Source organism: Clostridium magnum DSM 2767, from assembly GCF_001623875.1.
GTDB lineage: Bacteria > Bacillota > Clostridia > Clostridiales > Clostridiaceae > Clostridium_AM > Clostridium_AM magnum.
Genome location: NZ_LWAE01000004.1, coordinates 424695 through 442588 on the forward strand (window position 1 = coordinate 424695; position 17894 = coordinate 442588).

At 32.0% G+C, this 17894-nt stretch carries 15 protein-coding genes; 2 read left to right on the top strand and 13 right to left on the bottom strand.

What is annotated here, in order from left to right:
* Positions 1-10: 10 nt before the first annotated feature.
* From eutJ to pduA, 5 genes are all read right to left on the bottom strand, one after another.
* Positions 11-856 carry an ethanolamine utilization protein EutJ gene (gene eutJ, locus CLMAG_RS18700; RefSeq protein ID WP_073393346.1) on the bottom strand — a complete coding sequence of 282 codons (846 nt, stop codon included), beginning with the start codon at positions 854-856 and terminating at the stop codon, positions 11-13.
* Positions 857-861: 5 nt separating this feature from the next.
* Positions 862-1512 carry a phosphate propanoyltransferase gene (locus CLMAG_RS18705; RefSeq protein ID WP_066626169.1) on the bottom strand — a complete coding sequence of 217 codons (651 nt, stop codon included), beginning with the start codon at positions 1510-1512 and terminating at the stop codon, positions 862-864.
* Positions 1499-2257: a BMC domain-containing protein gene (locus CLMAG_RS34425; protein ID WP_066626171.1), complete on the bottom strand. Its 759-nt coding sequence runs from the start codon at positions 2255-2257 to the stop codon at positions 1499-1501. The genes CLMAG_RS18705 and CLMAG_RS34425 overlap by 14 nt, the downstream gene beginning before the upstream one ends.
* Before the next feature lie 217 nt (positions 2258-2474).
* On the bottom strand, positions 2475-3353 hold the full coding sequence (gene pduB / locus CLMAG_RS18715) for a propanediol utilization microcompartment protein PduB (protein WP_066626173.1): 879 nt from the start codon (positions 3351-3353) through the stop codon (positions 2475-2477).
* Between the two features lie 22 nt (positions 3354-3375).
* On the bottom strand, positions 3376-3657 hold the full coding sequence (pduA, locus tag CLMAG_RS18720) for a propanediol utilization microcompartment protein PduA (RefSeq protein ID WP_066626175.1): 282 nt from the start codon (positions 3655-3657) through the stop codon (positions 3376-3378).
* Between the two features lie 436 nt (positions 3658-4093).
* Here pduA and CLMAG_RS18725 point away from each other — a divergent pair, with 436 nt between their 5' ends.
* Together CLMAG_RS18725 and CLMAG_RS18730 are read left to right on the top strand one after the other, a co-directional pair.
* Positions 4094-5305: a sensor histidine kinase gene (locus CLMAG_RS18725; protein ID WP_066626177.1), complete on the top strand. Its 1212-nt coding sequence runs from the start codon at positions 4094-4096 to the stop codon at positions 5303-5305.
* A gap of 108 nt (positions 5306-5413) precedes the next feature.
* A complete protein-coding gene (locus tag CLMAG_RS18730; RefSeq protein ID WP_242873075.1) occupies positions 5414-6148 on the top strand; it encodes a response regulator transcription factor in 735 nt (244 codons plus the stop codon).
* 79 nt (positions 6149-6227) lie between these two features.
* On the opposite strand, the gene CLMAG_RS18735 is transcribed toward CLMAG_RS18730, so the two are convergent.
* The 8 genes from CLMAG_RS18735 to CLMAG_RS18770 all read right to left on the bottom strand — a co-directional run bounded on the left by CLMAG_RS18735 (position 6228) and on the right by CLMAG_RS18770 (position 17870).
* Complete coding sequence (locus tag CLMAG_RS18735) at positions 6228-7160, bottom strand: glycyl-radical enzyme activating protein (RefSeq protein ID WP_066626181.1); 933 nt, start codon at positions 7158-7160, stop codon at positions 6228-6230.
* Positions 7161-7301: 141 nt separating this feature from the next.
* The gene (locus tag CLMAG_RS18740; protein ID WP_066626186.1) at positions 7302-9869 is read right to left on the bottom strand and encodes a glycyl radical protein; all 2568 of its coding nucleotides are present in this window, start codon (positions 9867-9869) and stop codon (positions 7302-7304) included.
* Between the two features lie 404 nt (positions 9870-10273).
* Positions 10274-11098, bottom strand: coding sequence for a selenium-dependent molybdenum cofactor biosynthesis protein YqeB (yqeB, locus tag CLMAG_RS18745; protein WP_066626187.1), 825 nt, complete (start codon positions 11096-11098; stop codon positions 10274-10276).
* A gap of 141 nt (positions 11099-11239) precedes the next feature.
* Positions 11240-12400: an amidohydrolase family protein gene (locus tag CLMAG_RS18750; protein WP_066626189.1), complete on the bottom strand. Its 1161-nt coding sequence runs from the start codon at positions 12398-12400 to the stop codon at positions 11240-11242.
* A 25-nt stretch (positions 12401-12425) separates the two neighbouring features.
* A complete protein-coding gene (locus CLMAG_RS18755) occupies positions 12426-13013 on the bottom strand; it encodes an amino acid synthesis family protein (RefSeq protein WP_066626191.1) in 588 nt (195 codons plus the stop codon).
* A gap of 453 nt (positions 13014-13466) precedes the next feature.
* Positions 13467-14915: an SLC13 family permease gene (locus CLMAG_RS18760; RefSeq protein WP_066626193.1), complete on the bottom strand. Its 1449-nt coding sequence runs from the start codon at positions 14913-14915 to the stop codon at positions 13467-13469.
* A 616-nt stretch (positions 14916-15531) separates the two neighbouring features.
* The gene (locus tag CLMAG_RS18765; RefSeq protein WP_066626195.1) at positions 15532-16356 is read right to left on the bottom strand and encodes a UPF0280 family protein; all 825 of its coding nucleotides are present in this window, start codon (positions 16354-16356) and stop codon (positions 15532-15534) included.
* On the bottom strand, positions 16353-17870 hold the full coding sequence (locus tag CLMAG_RS18770) for a DUF362 domain-containing protein (protein WP_066626197.1): 1518 nt from the start codon (positions 17868-17870) through the stop codon (positions 16353-16355). The genes CLMAG_RS18765 and CLMAG_RS18770 overlap by 4 nt, the downstream gene beginning before the upstream one ends.
* Positions 17871-17894 lie beyond the last annotated feature (24 nt).

Sequence of the window (17894 nt, forward strand, 5' to 3'; positions counted from 1 at the left end):
GCGCCCCATTCTAGATATTGCTTATAGCAATTCCAATTGGTGTTACAAGTAAGGGATTATATGGCTTTATTGATTTTATTGAAGTATATTTTTGGAAAACACTTTCTAGCCCTTTAAGACAGCAGGTTCCTCCAACCAGGTAAATACACTCCACATAAAATCCATTTATGCTTCTTAAAACTATATCTGCCATTTTTTCAATTACTGGTGTAACAAGTGGAAAAACCATATTATAGTTATTAGGATCTAATTTGTATTTCTCTGCATTTTCAAAGGATATATTGAAGTTTCCTGCAGTAACAAGAGTAAGATGAGTTCCTCCAGTTGGTTCATCTGCTGAAAAGACAACTTTTCCATCTTCTAATACTGATATACCTGTGGTACCACCACCAATGTCAACAACAGCTCCATTTTTAGTATTAAGAACTTTTGCTGCTGCCTCAGGTTCGTCTATAACATTAGTAACCTGAAAGCCAGATGCTTCAACAACATTTTTAATAACCTTGACATTTCCTTTAATTATTCCTGGAGGTATAGCAGTTGCTGCATAATTAAGTTCTAGATTGAGCTTTTTTTCTACTCTTTCTTTAAGTTCTTTCACAATATTTACTGCTCCAATGTAATCTACTACTATACCATCCTTTACTACTCTAGCTGATTTTAAAGCACAAGCTATAGGTCTATTCTCTTTATCTAAAACCGTTATAACAATATTGGATGTCCCTAAGTCCACTCCCACTTTTATATCACTTTTAGTTAACTTTTTAATGATATTTTCACTATTTTTAAAATTTAAATTTTCATCTAAAATTTTATCTTCCATATCTTTTATAACTTTATTTGCACTTTCCAACATAGCTATCACCTATTTTTACCTGTAATCCTTACTAAATCTTTGTTTTTTATTTCTGTAGCATTTGCCTCATCTGTATCTACATGCATTTCCAGGTCAGAATCCTCAGTTACTCTTATAAGTACATTATTAAATACCACTTTTCTTTCCCCTAAGGTTTCTACATCTACCAAATCATTATCTTTAACTCCAAATAACTGTGATTGTTTCTCAGTCATATGTATGTGCCTTTTTGCACATATTACATTTTCATTGAATACTTTCATTCCCTTAGGTCCGATTACACATAAAGAAGCTGATCCAGATATGTTTCCTGAATTTCTTACTGGTGCCTTTATCCCTAAGCTAAAGGCATCCGTTTTAGATATTTCAATTTGGCTATATTTCCTTACGGGACCAAGAATTCTTACGTTAGTAAAGCAACCCCTCGGTCCCGCAATACATACAGTCTCTTCAGCTGCAAATTGTCCTGGTTGGCTTAATTCTTTTTTTATAGTAAGTTTATACCCATTGCCAAACAAAGTATCTAAATCCTCCTGAGTTAGATGAATATGTCTATTAGACACTCCAACAGGTATACATAAGCTCCTATCCTTGATTTTTGATTTTTTAATTATTTCCCAAACTATGTCTTTTACAAGCATATCATTTAGCTTCATAACTTGTATCACCTCCAATATTATCCATTTTATCTTTGTAATGCATACATAAATTTTTAGGTTGTCCTCTTTTTCTTAAACACATTGGATCATGGCACAAATTACAACTAATCTCTTTTTTATCTTCTAATTGTTGATTTTCTTCAACTAATTCATTATCTGTATTATCGGTATCATTGCTATTTTCAATCTCAGCTTTAACCTTACCACTTTTAATCATGCCTATATCTATGACTGTACTTATTTCCTGTACATCTTCAACATCTTTATTATTATCTTTATTGTCCTTTTTCTCAGATATAAAAATATCCTCATTTACCCTCTCACTACAGGTTGAAGTCTCATTATTATTTACTTCATCCGGATCTAAAACTTCCTCGTTATTTTCTACTTTATTAGAAAACTCCATTTCTCCTTCATTTTTATAACTATTCTCACTGTCCTCTACTTTAGTCTTAGATACTACTTGTTTAGTTGGCTCCGATTCAACCATTGCACTAATTCCTTTAGCTGGTCTTGGAATAACTAAAGCAGCTACTAATTGATCTTGAACTATATCCCTTGCCTTAGCAGCATCGATTGCAGACTTGACTGCACCTACGTCGCCTTCTACCTTTACGGTTATCAGTGCTCCATTTGTAAGTTCATAACCTATTAGATTAACATTTGCTGACTTAAGACATGTATCGGCTGCTTCAATAGCTGCAACCTTTCCCACAACTTCTATAAATCCAAGTGCCTGCATCTTTGTTGACACCACCTTTGTTTACTTCAACTTAAAACTTTTTTACATGAATAACTAAACCTAATGATTACAACTATTTTAGTATTATATATTTTTAAAACATCCTTTTTACGCAATTTACATAAATTTAGTTGAAAAGGATGTTTTATTTTAAAATTAGATTTCCATTTATGATTTTAATTAAACGTTCTCACATTGCCCATATGTTATATGTATTTTAAATATAAGGCTTTGTGGTTGAAACAGGATTTTGTCCCATAGATTTTAATATTCCTATTCCTACTTCTCTAGCTGCTATTACTGACTGCCTAACAGCCCCTGAATCTCCTGTTATTGTTATAATAATTTCGTTTGAGTGTGCTGTACCATCATTCGGGCTTGCATAAGTAACTAATTCTACATTAGCAGTTTTCATTGCAGTATCTGCCATAACCAAACCTACTGCTGCTGGTGCTCCTACAATTATTCCGAAAGATTTTCCAAGTGGAGCTCCAAAGGCCTTTTCAAGTGCAAGACTTGCTCTAGCAGTATAATGAAGCTCTACATGTCCTGCATCACAACCATATACATCACCAAAAGTTCTTTCTACATCTTTTAATGTAACTTCAACAGCTCTTCTTGCATCCGATACATCTTCAGAAGCAAAAATTATAAGTGATCCATGTCCTGCTCCACCTTTTGTATCCCTTGCAAGCTCTATTGCCACAATTTCAGTATTTGTTGCCTTTACAGCCTCATCTGCGGCCATAATATGAGGACCAGCACCTGTTCTTGCGCTTACAATTCCTAATGAACGATACTTAGGATCTAATTTCATTTTCTCATGAAGATATCCATCAATATTAGCTATAACTAAACCAACTGTATCTCCAATAGCACATCCTACATATTCTGTTATCGTAGGTATATCATTTACCATATGAACTCCCCTCTTTTCCTCTTTTTCTATTAATTTTTCTTCTTGTAACTCAGATTTAAGATTTTCTATGCTATTTATTTCAGTTGCGGTACTCTTTATCAAATCACTATTTGAGCTTTCTATATTTATTTTCTTTCTAAGCTCTTCCAAAACCTTATTAATTATCTCTTGATCCATTTTTTCACCTCAAAACCTCTAATTATTTTGACAATGAAGGTAATATTTTTTCTACATCTGTATGTGGTCTTGGAATTACATGTACTGAAATAACTTCCCCTACTCTCTTAGCTGAAGCAACACCAGCATCAGTAGCAGCTTTAACAGCTCCAACATCCCCTCTTACCATAACAGTTACAAGTCCTGATCCTATTTTGTCATATCCTATTAAAGCAACATTTGCTGCCTTAACCATTGAATCTGCAGCCTCTACAGCAGCTACTAATCCCTTAGTTTCTATCATTCCCAATGCTTCTTGTCCCATAAAATCGCACCTCCATAAGTTTTAATATTTTTTATAATCAAGTTTGCAATTTAATTTTATTACCAAACTGATTGAAATTTTTTAATAAATTCGACTCCATTTTGTACAATATATATTTATATATGTTGTATTATTTTGATGTGTTAGGAATTTGTTATATTTTTATATTAATTAGTTAATTTTCTTGTAAAGCAATACATTAAATATTATAATTTTATTAAATACTAAAAAACTTTACTTTAGTAGTACGATTGATTAAATGTTAATTTTTTAACTTGTTTGGTTGTTTTGAAAATACCTTTAATAAATTTTATTTTCTCTAACTTTCAAATCATATGATTTTTAAAACATTCTTAGATTTTACAAATACATATATAAATTAGACTTCTAAGCAATTTACCTATTTACAAGATTTCTTTTTACGGAGGATATACAAATGAATTCATTAAAAGATCTTAAGTTTAGTGACATTATTGATATAAACACTCTAAAGGATATTCAAGATAAATTAGCTAAAATAGTTGTATTTTCTGCAATTACAGTAGATATTCATGGCATTCCAGTATGTAATGAAAATAATTTCACTCCATTTTGTAAGCTTATTCGTTCCTCACCAAAAGGATGTAAAAACTGTATCTCCTGTGATTCACAAGCAGGTTTTTTAGCTATGCAAGCTAAAAAACCTAGAGTTTATACCTGTCATACAGGACTTATAGATTGTGCTGCACCTATAATAGTAAACGATGTTTATCTAGGTTCTGTATTAGGTGGTCAAGTTCTATTAAAGGGACAACAAACAAGAGACACCCTAGACTTAAAAAGAATTTCTGAAGAATATGAAATTCCCCTAGAAAAATTAAAAGAAGCTGCTGAGCTCATAGAAATTGTTGAAAGTGATTATCTACAGAATTATGTTGAATTTTATAACTTTCTTGCAAACTATATTGCTCAAATGGGGCTTCATACTCTTACTCAAGAAAAATTATTAAAAGAAAGTGAAGAGAAAATCAAGCTTGAACAACATGCCAAGAAGATGCAATTAAAAACTATACAAGCTCAAATCAATCCTCACTTTCTATTTAACACTTTAAATACAATAGCAAGAATGGCTCTAGTTGAAGATGCTCCTACAACAGAAGAGCTAATATATAACCTCTCTGATTTATTAAGATATAACTTAAGAAACTCAGAAGAATTTCCTAAACTTGAAGCTGAAATTGCTAATATAAAAAGATATCTTTTTATCCAAACTTTAAGGTATAGCGATAGAATAACTTATGAAATTAACATAGAAGAATCTCTTAATGAATGTAGAATTCCAACTATGATTCTTCAGCCACTTGTTGAAAATTCCCTTGTTCATGGTCTTGAAACAAAAAAAGAGGGTGGAAAAATAACTATAAAGGGCAGCTCTAATTCAAAAAAAGATATGTTAATTGAAATAAGTGATAACGGCAAAGGAATTCATAGTAGTATACTAAATTTATTGAATAACGTAAAAGATCTATCTGATAGTGGTTTAGGTATAGGACTTCAAAATACTGATAGTAGACTTAAACATTATTTTGGTAAGGATTATGGTCTTAAAATAGAAAGTGAACCTGGTGTTGGAACAAAAGTATGTGTATGTATCCCAAAGCTTAAATAATAACTCTTATTATTTAAGATAAAGATATTAATTAAATTTTCGCTATATTGTTCCAATAAATTTTATAATATTTTAACTAAGAAGGTGATGATTAAGGTGTATAAACTTATGATAGTAGAGGATGAACCTCTTGAGAGAAGAGCGTTAAGAATAATACTACAAAGAGAATTCTTTAATATTGATATTAAAGAAGATTCTAAAAACGGCGAAGAAGCAGTATTAAATGCCAAGATTTATAAACCTGATATAATTCTTATGGATATAAAAATGCCTGAAAAAACTGGTCTAGATGCTCAAAAAGAAATAATTAATTTTCTACCAAACACTAAAACAATTATAATGACAGCCTATGGAGAATTTGACTATGCACAAACTGCAATAAAATATGGGGTAATAGATTATTTATTAAAACCTGTACGACCATCTGATTTAAAAGCTTCCGTATATAAAGCTCTTAAATCTATAGAGAATATTGACTCTACAAAAATAGCTAATTTAAAGTCTAAGGAAATTTCTGAAAATACTATAAAAGCTGCAATAAAATATATTCATAACAACTATACACAAGATATAAAATTAAATACTGTAGCGAATTTTGTGCACTTAAACCCTCAGTACCTAAGTAGATATTTCAAACAAAAAATAGGAGTAACCTTTACTCAATATGTTACAAATTTAAGACTTGAAAATGCTAAAAGGCTGTTAGTTAATACAGATAAGTCTATAACACAAATTGCCATGGAAGTGGGCTACACTGATGTTGCATATTTCAGCAAAGTATTTTTTAAAAATGAAAATAAATCACCTTATAAATTTAAAATGGGTTACTGCAGTAATACTTAAATTTTACTGCTCAATTAATAGGAGAAGTGTATTAAAATGCTGCATTTTAATACACTTCTTAGTTATATAACCTTTAAACTTAGTCAATTCCGCCAACTTTACATATTAGTCCACATTTTTTTACTAGGTCTTTAAGATTATTTATTTCTTCTTTGGTAGGTGGCTGTAAATCCTTCATTATATAATTATACCCTAAGTATTCATACTTATTTTGACCAAGACGATGATAAGGCAAGAGATGCAATTCTTTAACACTTTTAAGACTAGCTGCAAAATTAGCTGTAGCTTTTATATTCTTCTCATCACTATTAACTCCCGGAATAACTGGGACTCTTATTATTAACGGAGCTCCAAACTGGGCTATTAATTTTGCGTTTTGTAATATTAAATCGTTAGACTGCCCTATATATTCTAAATGTTTATTTGGATCCATATGCTTAATATCAAGCATAACTAAATCAAGCCAGGGTAGTATTCTTTCTAAAACACTTGGATTTGTAAAGGCTGTCGTTTCAATGGCTGTGTGCCAATTATTTTCTTTACAGCCTTTTAGTAATTCTTCAGCAAACTCAGGTTGAGCTGTTACTTCTCCTCCTGATAAGGTAATACCACCACCAGAACGTCTATAATATATGTTGTCCTTTTTCAATTCTATTAATAATTCCCTTACGGTTCTCATACTTCCTGCTAAATTTAAAGCTCCAGCATAACAACTCTCAACACATTTGCCACACTTAACACATTTATTCTGATCAACTCTAGAAGGAAGATTAAAATCTATTGCCCCCTTACTACAAATTTCATAGCATTTTTTACATCCTATACAATTATGTGGAATAAACATTACTTGTGGTTCCATACACTGAGATTCTGGATTACTACACCAACGACAAGACAATGGACATCCCTTAAAAAAAACTATTGTACGAATTCCTGGTCCATCATGAACAGAAAATCTCTGTATATCAAAAATAACACCTTTTTTATTTAAATTTACTTGATGTTTCAACATAACGTTCCCTCCTATAAAAAGTTCTTCTACAAAAAAATTCTACAAATATTTCTACCTTTACTAATTGAATAAATAAGTCTTATTTAAAAAATGAGGAAGTAGTTGAAAAACTCTTCCTCACTGTATAATGAACTAATCTAACTAAAAAGCATGTTCTGTTCTTTTTATAATATCATCCTGAATTGATTTATCTAAAGATGTAAAGTGAGCACTATACCCAGCTACACGCACTACTAGATTTCCATAATTTTCAGGATTCTTTTGGGCATCTAAAAGTGTTTCTCGACTTACTACATTAAATTGCACATGTAACCCCTTTTGATCAAAGAAACTCCTTACTAGAGAAGATAAATTCTGTAAACCAGTCTGACCTTCTAAAGCAGATGGATGGAATTTTTGATTAAATAATGTACCATTTGAAGCCTTATAATGATCTATTTTCGCAACAGAGTTAACAGCTGCAGTCGGTCCTGTTATATCTCTTCCTGAAACTGGTGATACACCATCTGCTAGTGCTTCACCAGCTTTTCTTCCATCTGGTGTTGCTCCTGTTTGTGATCCCATTGGAACATTTGCAGAAACAGGATAAAGACCAGGTTGGAATTGACCGTTACGTGGATTAGTGTATTTCTCAACTTCACTACAGTAAATTAATGCTGCTTCACGTGCTAAATCATCAACTTCATCTATATCATTACCAAACTTAGGTGCTCTATTTAAGAGCATCTGACGAAGATTTTCTTTATGACCATAGCTACCTAAGTTAATATCTTTACCTGGCTCTTTTAAATCTTCTAATGAAATTTTCTTTTCTTCAAATATTAACTTCTCAATAGCTTGCATTATGGTTTCACGTGTTAAGCCTTCTATACCACTTGCTCCATTTATGCTATTAGCAATTTCAGATATCGGATTTTTCTTACATTCACCAAAATTAGTATCTAACGCATCCTTTAAGTCTTGTAGAGTTACTTTATTTTCTTCAAAAACAAGTTTCTTAATAGCTACTAATGAGTCTGCTACATTTGCAACTCCCACTCCTTGTGGACCTGTAAAGTTATAATGAGCTCCCCCTTCTTGTAGTGATTTTCCTCTACCTATACAATCATCTACCATTGAAGATAAGAATGGTAATGGTGCTCTCTCTCCATGTGCTAAGTCTACACTATTGTCTGCATTAATTAGAAGCTTAACAAAATACTCCATTTGCATTTTGTATGCATCCATGAATCTCTCAAAGGATGTAAAAGAAGTAAAATCTCCAGTTCTTAATCCTAGTTGTTTACCATTATCCATACCATTATTTATAGCTACCTCTAATACCTTTGCCATGTTAAAGAATGCAGCGTCATGCCATCCTTCAGTCTTTCCACCTTTTTGAGGTTCTACGCATCCAATAATACCATAATCTCTAGCATCTTCTAGTGTAAGACCACGACTTGTTAGAGAAGCAATGATAACTTCATCATTATAATAAGCTGGCATACCTAATCCTAAACGAGTCACTTCACCAGCTTTTAACAATAACTCATCTGGAGTTTTGTTCCAACCTCTTATTGAAATTGATGGTTGTGGTAATTTAGTATGTGCAGTAGCTTCAAGGCACATAAATGAAAGCTCATTTGTAGCATCTTTTCCATCAGTAGTTTGTCCGCCTATAATTAAATTCTGGAACATTGGATATCCACCAAAGGCTTTTGTTGATCCCTCATCACGAACCTTATTAACATCATTGAATTTAACCCATAAGCAGTCAAGAAGTTCTTGAGCTTTTTCTTGTGTAACAAAACCATTTGATATATCCTTCTTAAAATAAGGATATATATATTGATCAAAACGCATAGGTGATATTGAATGTCCATTAGATTCTATTTGAATAATAGCTTGTACAAACCAAAATGATTGTAGGGCCTCATAAAATGTTCTAGCTGGCTTTGCTGGTACCCATTCACAGTTTTCAGCTATTTGTATTAACTCTTCACGTCTTCTTGAATCCAATGTTTGACTTGCGAGATTTCTAGCTAATTCTGCAAAACGCTTGGCAAATTTAATAACAGCTTTTGAAGTTATAATTACAGCTGTTAAAAACTGCTCCTTCTTTATGTAATTAGGATCTCCTTTGTCTGATTTAGCCCTTTCATTTTCTGCTTCTTCAATTATTCCATTAAATCCTTTAGATAATACTTTGGCATAATCTACGGAAATATGACCTACACCATTGAAATAGTAATTTCCAACAGTAAATACCCCTGCTGCCATTGCTTCCTTTGTTTCTTCAAACATATACTCTGTTGCAAGCTCATTTGTAGTTTTTCCATCCCAATATTTAAATACTTCACGAAGTTGTAATTTTACATCTTCACTAATAAGAAATACATCTCCAGTTCTTTTAGCTAAAGTATCAAATTCATCCAAAAGCCACTTGTTAGAAAATTCAGGAAATACAGAAGCTGCTCTAGGCTTTTTAGTTAGGTTTCCTACAATAAGCTCCTCATCACGAATAACTATATCCATTTCATTTAGTATTTTTTCTAAAGCTTTAGCTCTTCTAATAACCATAGGATAAGCTTCCGTTTCCTTAAAAGATTCAGTTATTAAAACTGCTCTTTGCGCCTCGATTTCAGGAGTTACTGAGTATAAATCGTTAATTAATTTTTCTATTCTTTTACTTTGATTTACACTATAGAGTTTGTTTAAAACTTCATTCACTTAAATGACCCCCTTGATTTAATTAAATTTATATAATTTTTATTGATTGTTTTTATGATTAAATTTTATTCCTAAACCCCTTAACTTTTTTTGATTATTTCGACTTATTTTTGTATTATATAGATTTGAATATGATGTACTATTTTGATGTATATCAACTAAATGCAGAAACTTAAAAATTCTCATTTTTGCTATGCCCTAAAATAAATAATTGCCTAAATATCATTTACACTTATAGCTGTCTTTTAGTATTTATTCAAAGAAAGGGATATCTCAAAATGATTAAAAAATCATTTTGAGATATCCCTTTCTTTGATTTAGAACAATAAATAGTTTTGCTAACACCTTATATTTCAATTTTTATGCATATCATAATTTTCTACTAAAGATACACTAATGCCTAGTTATATAGCCTGCTTTTTATAATACTGCTGCCTATTCTTTAAATATAATATTGCCTCTAGCACTGCTCCTCCTATGTTTCTAGCTTTATCTGAAATTGTATTACAGTTTTCTACTTCATTAAGTCTTGGATCTATGTCTGCTATTTTAAGTCCTTTAAAAACATTACTACCATTTCTGATTATTCCTCTTAATACCCCATCAATGGTAGCTTTAATCGAAATATTATCCACACAAGCTATATTTTCTCCAGCCTTAACTATATCGCCAATCTCTTTCACATTATCAATAATGCCTTCTACTGGACTATATATGACCCTCTCTCTTGAATACCCCTTTATATCACCAGGTATACCAGTATTCTTCACTGCACACCCCTGAAAGATTAGCTTCCCCAAATTATGTCCTCTGTTAGTTTCCACTACTACATCTACATCTTTACCTGCCTCAAAACCTGGGCCCAATGCTATAGTTATAGGCGCCATTCTTCTATTGGTTCCTAAATTTCTCTTTGCCAGTATAGCATCTACCAGAACCTGAGGCTTTACTAAATCTACATATTTACCTTTTGGATCTATAACAACAGGTATAACTCCCTCTCTCCATGATTTTCTTACTTCATCTATATTACCAGCCTTTACAGCTCTTATTCCTTCTATCTCTACATAATTTTGAAATATAGCTTCACTAAAACATACATTTCTCCTAATAGAAGTGGGATTTTCTATTTCTAGTATTAAAACTTTAAGCCCACTTCTATATAGCTTTTGTATTGTTCCTGATGCAATATCTCCCCCACCTCTAATTATAATAATTTCTTCAAGCATATCTAATCAATCCTCGTTTAATGTTTAATATTTTTTATAACTATCGATATCCATCTTTAATCTCTAAAAGCATTGCATCTGGGATATAATTATCTATAATTTTTTTGTTTGCTTAAAAAGTTATATTACAAAAATATTACATTAACAGATTACAGGCTTTACTGTAGCTGGCGGTGTATTCTTACTTTTTGTAACCAATATTTCTCCATTCACAAGTACCATTGAAATTCCTGGTAGATCTCCAGCTTCCAATGCTTCTAAACTATTTTTACCTACTGAACCCATTGGTGCATCCATTATTACTAAATCAGCTTCTCTTTCTTCTTCTATTATTCCTACATTTAATCCAAATACTTTTGCAGTATTTCCTGTTGCAAAACATATTGCTTGAGCCGCTGAAATTTCCGTTTCTGAAGCAATGTATGATAATGTACGCATTACTCCCAAAGGAATAATTCCTGTACCTGATGGAGAATCGTTTCCTATTATTATTCTTTCTAATTCACCCTTTTCTGCAACTGCATTTACTGCATATTTCATCACCTTAAAATTACCACATTGCACTATTTCCAGTGCATATTTTGTATCATTTACTAATTTATCAACTTCTTTTAAAGGAATAGCTGTTGGACCTCCATTTAAATGTGATACTACATCTGGATCTGTATCTATTACATTTTGTGCAGTGATGGTGCTACTTCCTGGAATAGATGTACCTCCTGTATGCATCATAATCTTAAATCCATTTTTTCTAGCCCATTTTACCATTGGTGCTGCAAGTTCTGGAGAATTTACCGACCCAAGTCCTATTTCCCCCACTAACCATACACCTTCTTTTGATAACTCTTCAAAGTCTTTTTCTTGTAAGCCTTTTTCTAGAATTAGTGCTCCACCATGAAGTTTTACTCCACCTGGTCTTGCATTTTCAGAACTTTTATGAGCTAATATAGCTAATGCTTTTGTACCTGACGGATCTTTTGGTCTTCCTGTAGTATGACATTCTCCAGCAGATATCATAGTTGTTACTCCACCATGTAGCGAACTTGCTATATATCCTAATGTGCTTTGTCTTGGTGTAAAATCTCCTATTACTGGGTGAGTATGTGAATCAATAAAGCCTGGTGCAACTGTTGTTCCTTTTGCGTCTAAAACTTTATCACATTGAACTCCAACTAGAATTGACTCATCTCCTATTTTCTTTATAGTCCCATTTTCAATCAATATTGTATTATACTCTAATATAGGTTTATTTATATCGCCTGAAACTAATATACCAATATTTTTTATAGCTAATACTGACATAATAAATCCCCCTTAAATCCTTTAGTTATCTTAAACCATCTTCGCCTTTAACTTCTTCTATTTTAAGTCCGCCTACTCTAGGATGTGGTCTTCCACAATTTGTAACAGTAAGTGCTACAATTATCTCATTATCTCTTGGAGCATCTGGTATTCTTAATTCCATAGCATCAAAATGTGTTCTTACAAATGCTGCATCTTTATAATGTAATGGTATATCTAATGTGCATCCTGGAAATCCCATTTTTTTTGATGACGGAATTATAGCTTTTCCTCCACCTACTCCATCTCTAAATGGCTTCCCAAGCTTTGGATGTAGAATTGCTGCTGCATGTTCTAGCTCTCCATTTCCACCCACAATAGCTCCCTTTCCATAGCTCTCTACCTCAGATATATCCATTCTACCAGCTTCTAATGCCTTCTGAATAAGAGTTGGTGCTATTCCCACACTCCATTCTGTAAGTGGTGATAAGTCTTCAACATATTTCCCTGCAAAAGGATTTTCAATTATAACTGCAGCTGTAACCTTTTTATGAATCTTATCCGTTATATCCTTACCGCCATCTGATTTAATTTCTTCTACACAAGTGTAAAATTTTCTTACTCTAATCTCCATAATTAATCCCTCCATCTTTATTTTTAAGTGTTTTAATGTTTAAATTCTAAAATTATTTTTACAACACATTTCCAAGCCATTAATAAAAAGAGGTTTGAAATATATTTTTATTAAAGCTCCTAACCCAGCATTGCTTATTTAACATTCTTTTAAAAAATCGCTTTAATAAAATTAATTTATCAAAAATATTATCACTTAATTATTAAATTCATTTTATTATAACAGAAATATATTCATATTAAAAATATTTTATATATATTAATTCATATTAAAAAAATATGTAAACATTATAATAGGTTAATTTGTTTTTTATAAAAAAGGTGCAGTCTCACAATAGAATAATTTCTAGGTGAGACAGCACGCTTTATTTTTTTACATAAAATAAGCGTGACTTTTGCGCCACGCTTTTATATCTATCGTTTTTTGAAGCAGCAACTTTCATTATAACTGATTTTAAAATAATCCTACTAGTGGCCAATATACAAAGACACATACTGCATATAATACACAAGCTATCACAGATAATATTACACCAAATTTAGGAAACATATCCGAACTTATCTCTCCTGTGTCATAACATAAAATGTTAGGCGTTGTATTGAAGAACATTATTATTGGATACCCACCTAACATCATAGCAGAAGGTATAATTGTCAAAATCGGATTAATATTTGCAACTATTGCAATACCTGATAATATTGGAAAAAAAACATTTGCCATAGTTGCTGTTCCTACAAAAACAACATGCATAAACTGTACCACAATAATTAAAATAATAATCATCACAACTACTGAATAACTTCCCAAATTAAGTAAACTAAAAATTTTCTCTGCCATCCATTTAGCTGCTCCGCTACTACTCATAGCTGTACCTAGACTTATTCCGCCACTAGTAATAAAAACCACACTTAAAGAAATACTACTTTTACAATCATCCCATGACAAAAAACCAATCTTGGGAATACATAATGCACAAGCACCTAACAAACAAGCGGTTGTACTATCAATCCCAATTTTATCTCCAAAGGCCCAAAGTATAATTGTTATCCCTAGTACAATAAGTGCTTTTACTTCATCTAATTTTATTTTTCCAAGTTCATTCATTTTTTCTTGTATGAATTCTCTTCCACCATTTAGTTCTTTTACTTCTGGCTTAAACATAACTTGAATAATTGCCCATGCAACAAATGTCATTATAAGAGCAGGCGGAAATCCCCAAACAAACCATTGCCCAAAGGTTACAACTTTACCAGTTGCATCTTTAATATATTGAATAGCCATTGGGTTACTTACTGTTGCTGTTAGAATACCGGCACTAATAGTTGAATTAGTACAACATAGTGTTAATAAAATATTAGCACCGAATTTTGTTTTTTCTCTACTTTCGCCCCTAAACTGGTTAATGATATTAATACATATCGGCAATAACATAGCAGTACGAGCGGTAGATGATGGTACCATAAATGCAAGCACAATATTCACTAATACAATTCCAAATGTTATATTCCGTGCGGATACTCCAATTTTCAGCATTATCAAATAAGTAATCCTATTGGCTAGTTTAGATTTCAACATTGCCACTGCTAAAATAAAAGAGCCTACTATTAGGTATGTTGATGTAGATGAAAACCCCGATAATGCATCTTTTATGGACACAATATTAAATATTACTAGTATTGGTACAATCGCTAAGCTTACAATTGCAGCTGAAATTGCCTCTGATAAATATAATACAAAAGTAGCTGCAAACACTGCCAAGCATCGCTGTCCAACTATTGTCAATCCCACTGGAGTTGGCATCAATAAAATTATAATTAATAAAATAATGGAAACCGACAATCCTAATATTAACTTATAATTTGTAAATTTTCCTTGAGTCACTTCATATTTTTTCTTTTCCATCCTCCTATTATATACTTTTTTATAATCCATAATAATCACTTCCATAGTTTATATATTTAACTAAATTTTATTACTTACTTCTTTTCCTACATCATCTTTAAGTCTCTAAAAATGTACAAATTTTTGTTGTTATGATTGTCATAAATCCCCCCTTATGTTTTAAAAGAACACCACATTAAAACCAATTTAACAAAAATATCATTTAATTATTAATGAATTGATTTTATTATAGCAAGAAATTATTCATATTAAAAATATTTGATTTGTATTGATTCATACGAAAAAAATATGCAAATATTATGACTAATCAATATAGTATTTCATTGACATATATATAGAATGGCTTAAAGTGAAACCCTAAATAAAGGAGCATAGTTTGGAGATTCTTTCATCAAATCCTTGAGGTTATCGCTCATGCTGGGTGCACACGAATAAAACGGATAGTTAACAACCATCCGTTACTGTATAGAACACCAATAAACGCTCAAGTTGTGCTGAGCATTGCCTTATGCCGTCTTAGTAGTATACATTTTCGAATAAATTGAGCTTCTTTCACCCTAAATTTTTCTCATTAGTTACTATGATGCTTTATAGCAATAGTTTTTCTATATAATTTTTACTTTAGCACTTCAATATTATCTGGTAGCATTACAATCTTATCCTTTACACATAGTATAGCACCTTGAATTATATGCTCATTATATAATTTTTCTGCTTTCTCAATTCCTTTTAACAATGATTTATATATATCCCTTTTGGTGAGATTACCTACTTTTATAGTCACTAAATGGCCTGGTATATCAGTCTCTGAATCTATTTCTTCTGCAAAACACCTCATTATACTATCTGCTTCTACATTGGTTTCATTTCCTAGATATGTAGCACATGCATCTGCTATAGCAGCAGTTTCTCCTAGGGACACTGCTGCTGTAGCAATACCCTTTGTAAAACTTCTTCCTCCAATTCCACTAGTACAAATACCTTGAATATTACTTTCACCTGTAATATTAAGAACTAACTCTGTATTATTTAAGGGGATTCCTACTTTTATAAGTGCGCCAGTTATATCCTTAAGTGCTATATCTCCACCGTTATTTATAATTACTCTAGTGGCACCAAGCTCCAGAGCTTTTTCTAAAGCAAAGTCAGAAAAAGAACCTGCCACAGCAGCAAAGGGCGTTAAAGTTTCATCTCCTGACCTTGTAACTGCATTTATCATCTTCTCAAGAATAATACTAGGGATATCCTTCATAACTTTTAATGGCTTATTAGCCTTTATATATGGAACATGTTTTGCTAATTTATCAAATTCTGAAATTACATATTTTGAAACTTCAAGGCCTATCTCGGGAATTTTTTTTCCTTTTACTGATATATCAACAACCATCTGAATGGGTCCATTATTAATAAATACTTTCTTGTTTTCCAGTACTTGAATCATAATTTTTCCTCATTAAGTTCTTTTAGCAACTGTTCCTTTGTTATTATGCTATTTACATGACCACCAATTTCCTCATATTTCTCTCTAGTCATTGTGTATTCTATAGGAGCTACAGTTGCCGGTGTTGGAACCCAAGTTGTAGCATCTGGTACCATCTTAGAAACATCCACCATAAAGTTTATTCCTCCTCCTGGAAGAACAAAAGTAGGTGCTCCAGCTATAGTCATTGTAACTTCATTATTATGAATTGCATTTGTAAGCTTCTTAGGAAAAGTCGTAACTCCAGCTCTTGCACTTCCGCCAGTGCCACCCGTATATATAATAGAAGCATTTGACTGTTCACAATTTTCAGAAATCAAATTGACACATTTTAGTGCTGCTTCTGTCATTTCAATTTCTTCTACTGTTCCATCTTTTTTCACTTCTAATAATGCAGCCTTCTGCCCTGTAGTCTCTGTAACTAATATTTTATATCCTTCTTTTGCTATAGTCATATCTACAGATTTTACAGCATCCAAAGGACTTGTAATTTCTGTACCGCCCCAGCCATGACCATGTTTTCCAAAATACCTACCCATAGTACTTTTTCTTCCATAAGGTGTTACTCCACTATACTTCATACCTACTTCCTTTCCAGCAGCATGTTCTGAAAGTAAGCCTACTACATGAAAATCTAATATAATTGCTTCATCTACTGCTTTGCTTAACTGAGCGGCGAACATACCTATAGTTGCACTACCACAACCAACTCTCATATATGTTTCTTCTATATCATCGATAATAGGTGGACTATCCTGTTGAATCTCTATAGTACTTCCATCATCTATTTTCAATTTAACTCTTCTTCCATTGGCTAAATCTACAATAGTCTTTGCTACTATAAATCCATCATTACTTCCACTTAAAAGATTTGCTCCACCTATTGTAAGCATTTTTGATCCATATTCTTCAGTAGTCACCCTACCCACACATTTACCATCTCTTTTTACCTTTGCACCTTCTTCACCTATATCCATATTAGTATCAATTTTAACTTTTACTCCACTATAACTTAAAGGAGCTTCTGTAACTACAGTTACAACATCTACTCCATTAACGGTATCCTGAACTATTCTTGGTGCAGGTCGCAAGCATGGATAGTTTGTTCCACTACCTACTGCCGTAATAAGAGGTTTATATGCATTATTTAATTCTAAATCCTTTCTAATTGACTCTACCACAAGCTTTCTATTTCTAATTAATTCTCCCTTTATATTAGTATACCTTTTGCAGGCTCCAGTTTTATTTAATGGAACAGAGCAGTTAACAGGACAATGAGTACAAGTAATGTTTTCAGCATTTTTTACATCCGACTTATTGACAGCCTTAAATGGACATACTTTAAAACATATTCCACAACTTACACAATTGTCATATAATTGGGCTTTCTTATCTATAACTTTAATTGCATCAAGAGGACAATTATTTTCACAAACTTTACATCCTTTGCATTTATCTATATCAATTGAAATCAATTAAAACTCCTCCTATACTAAATT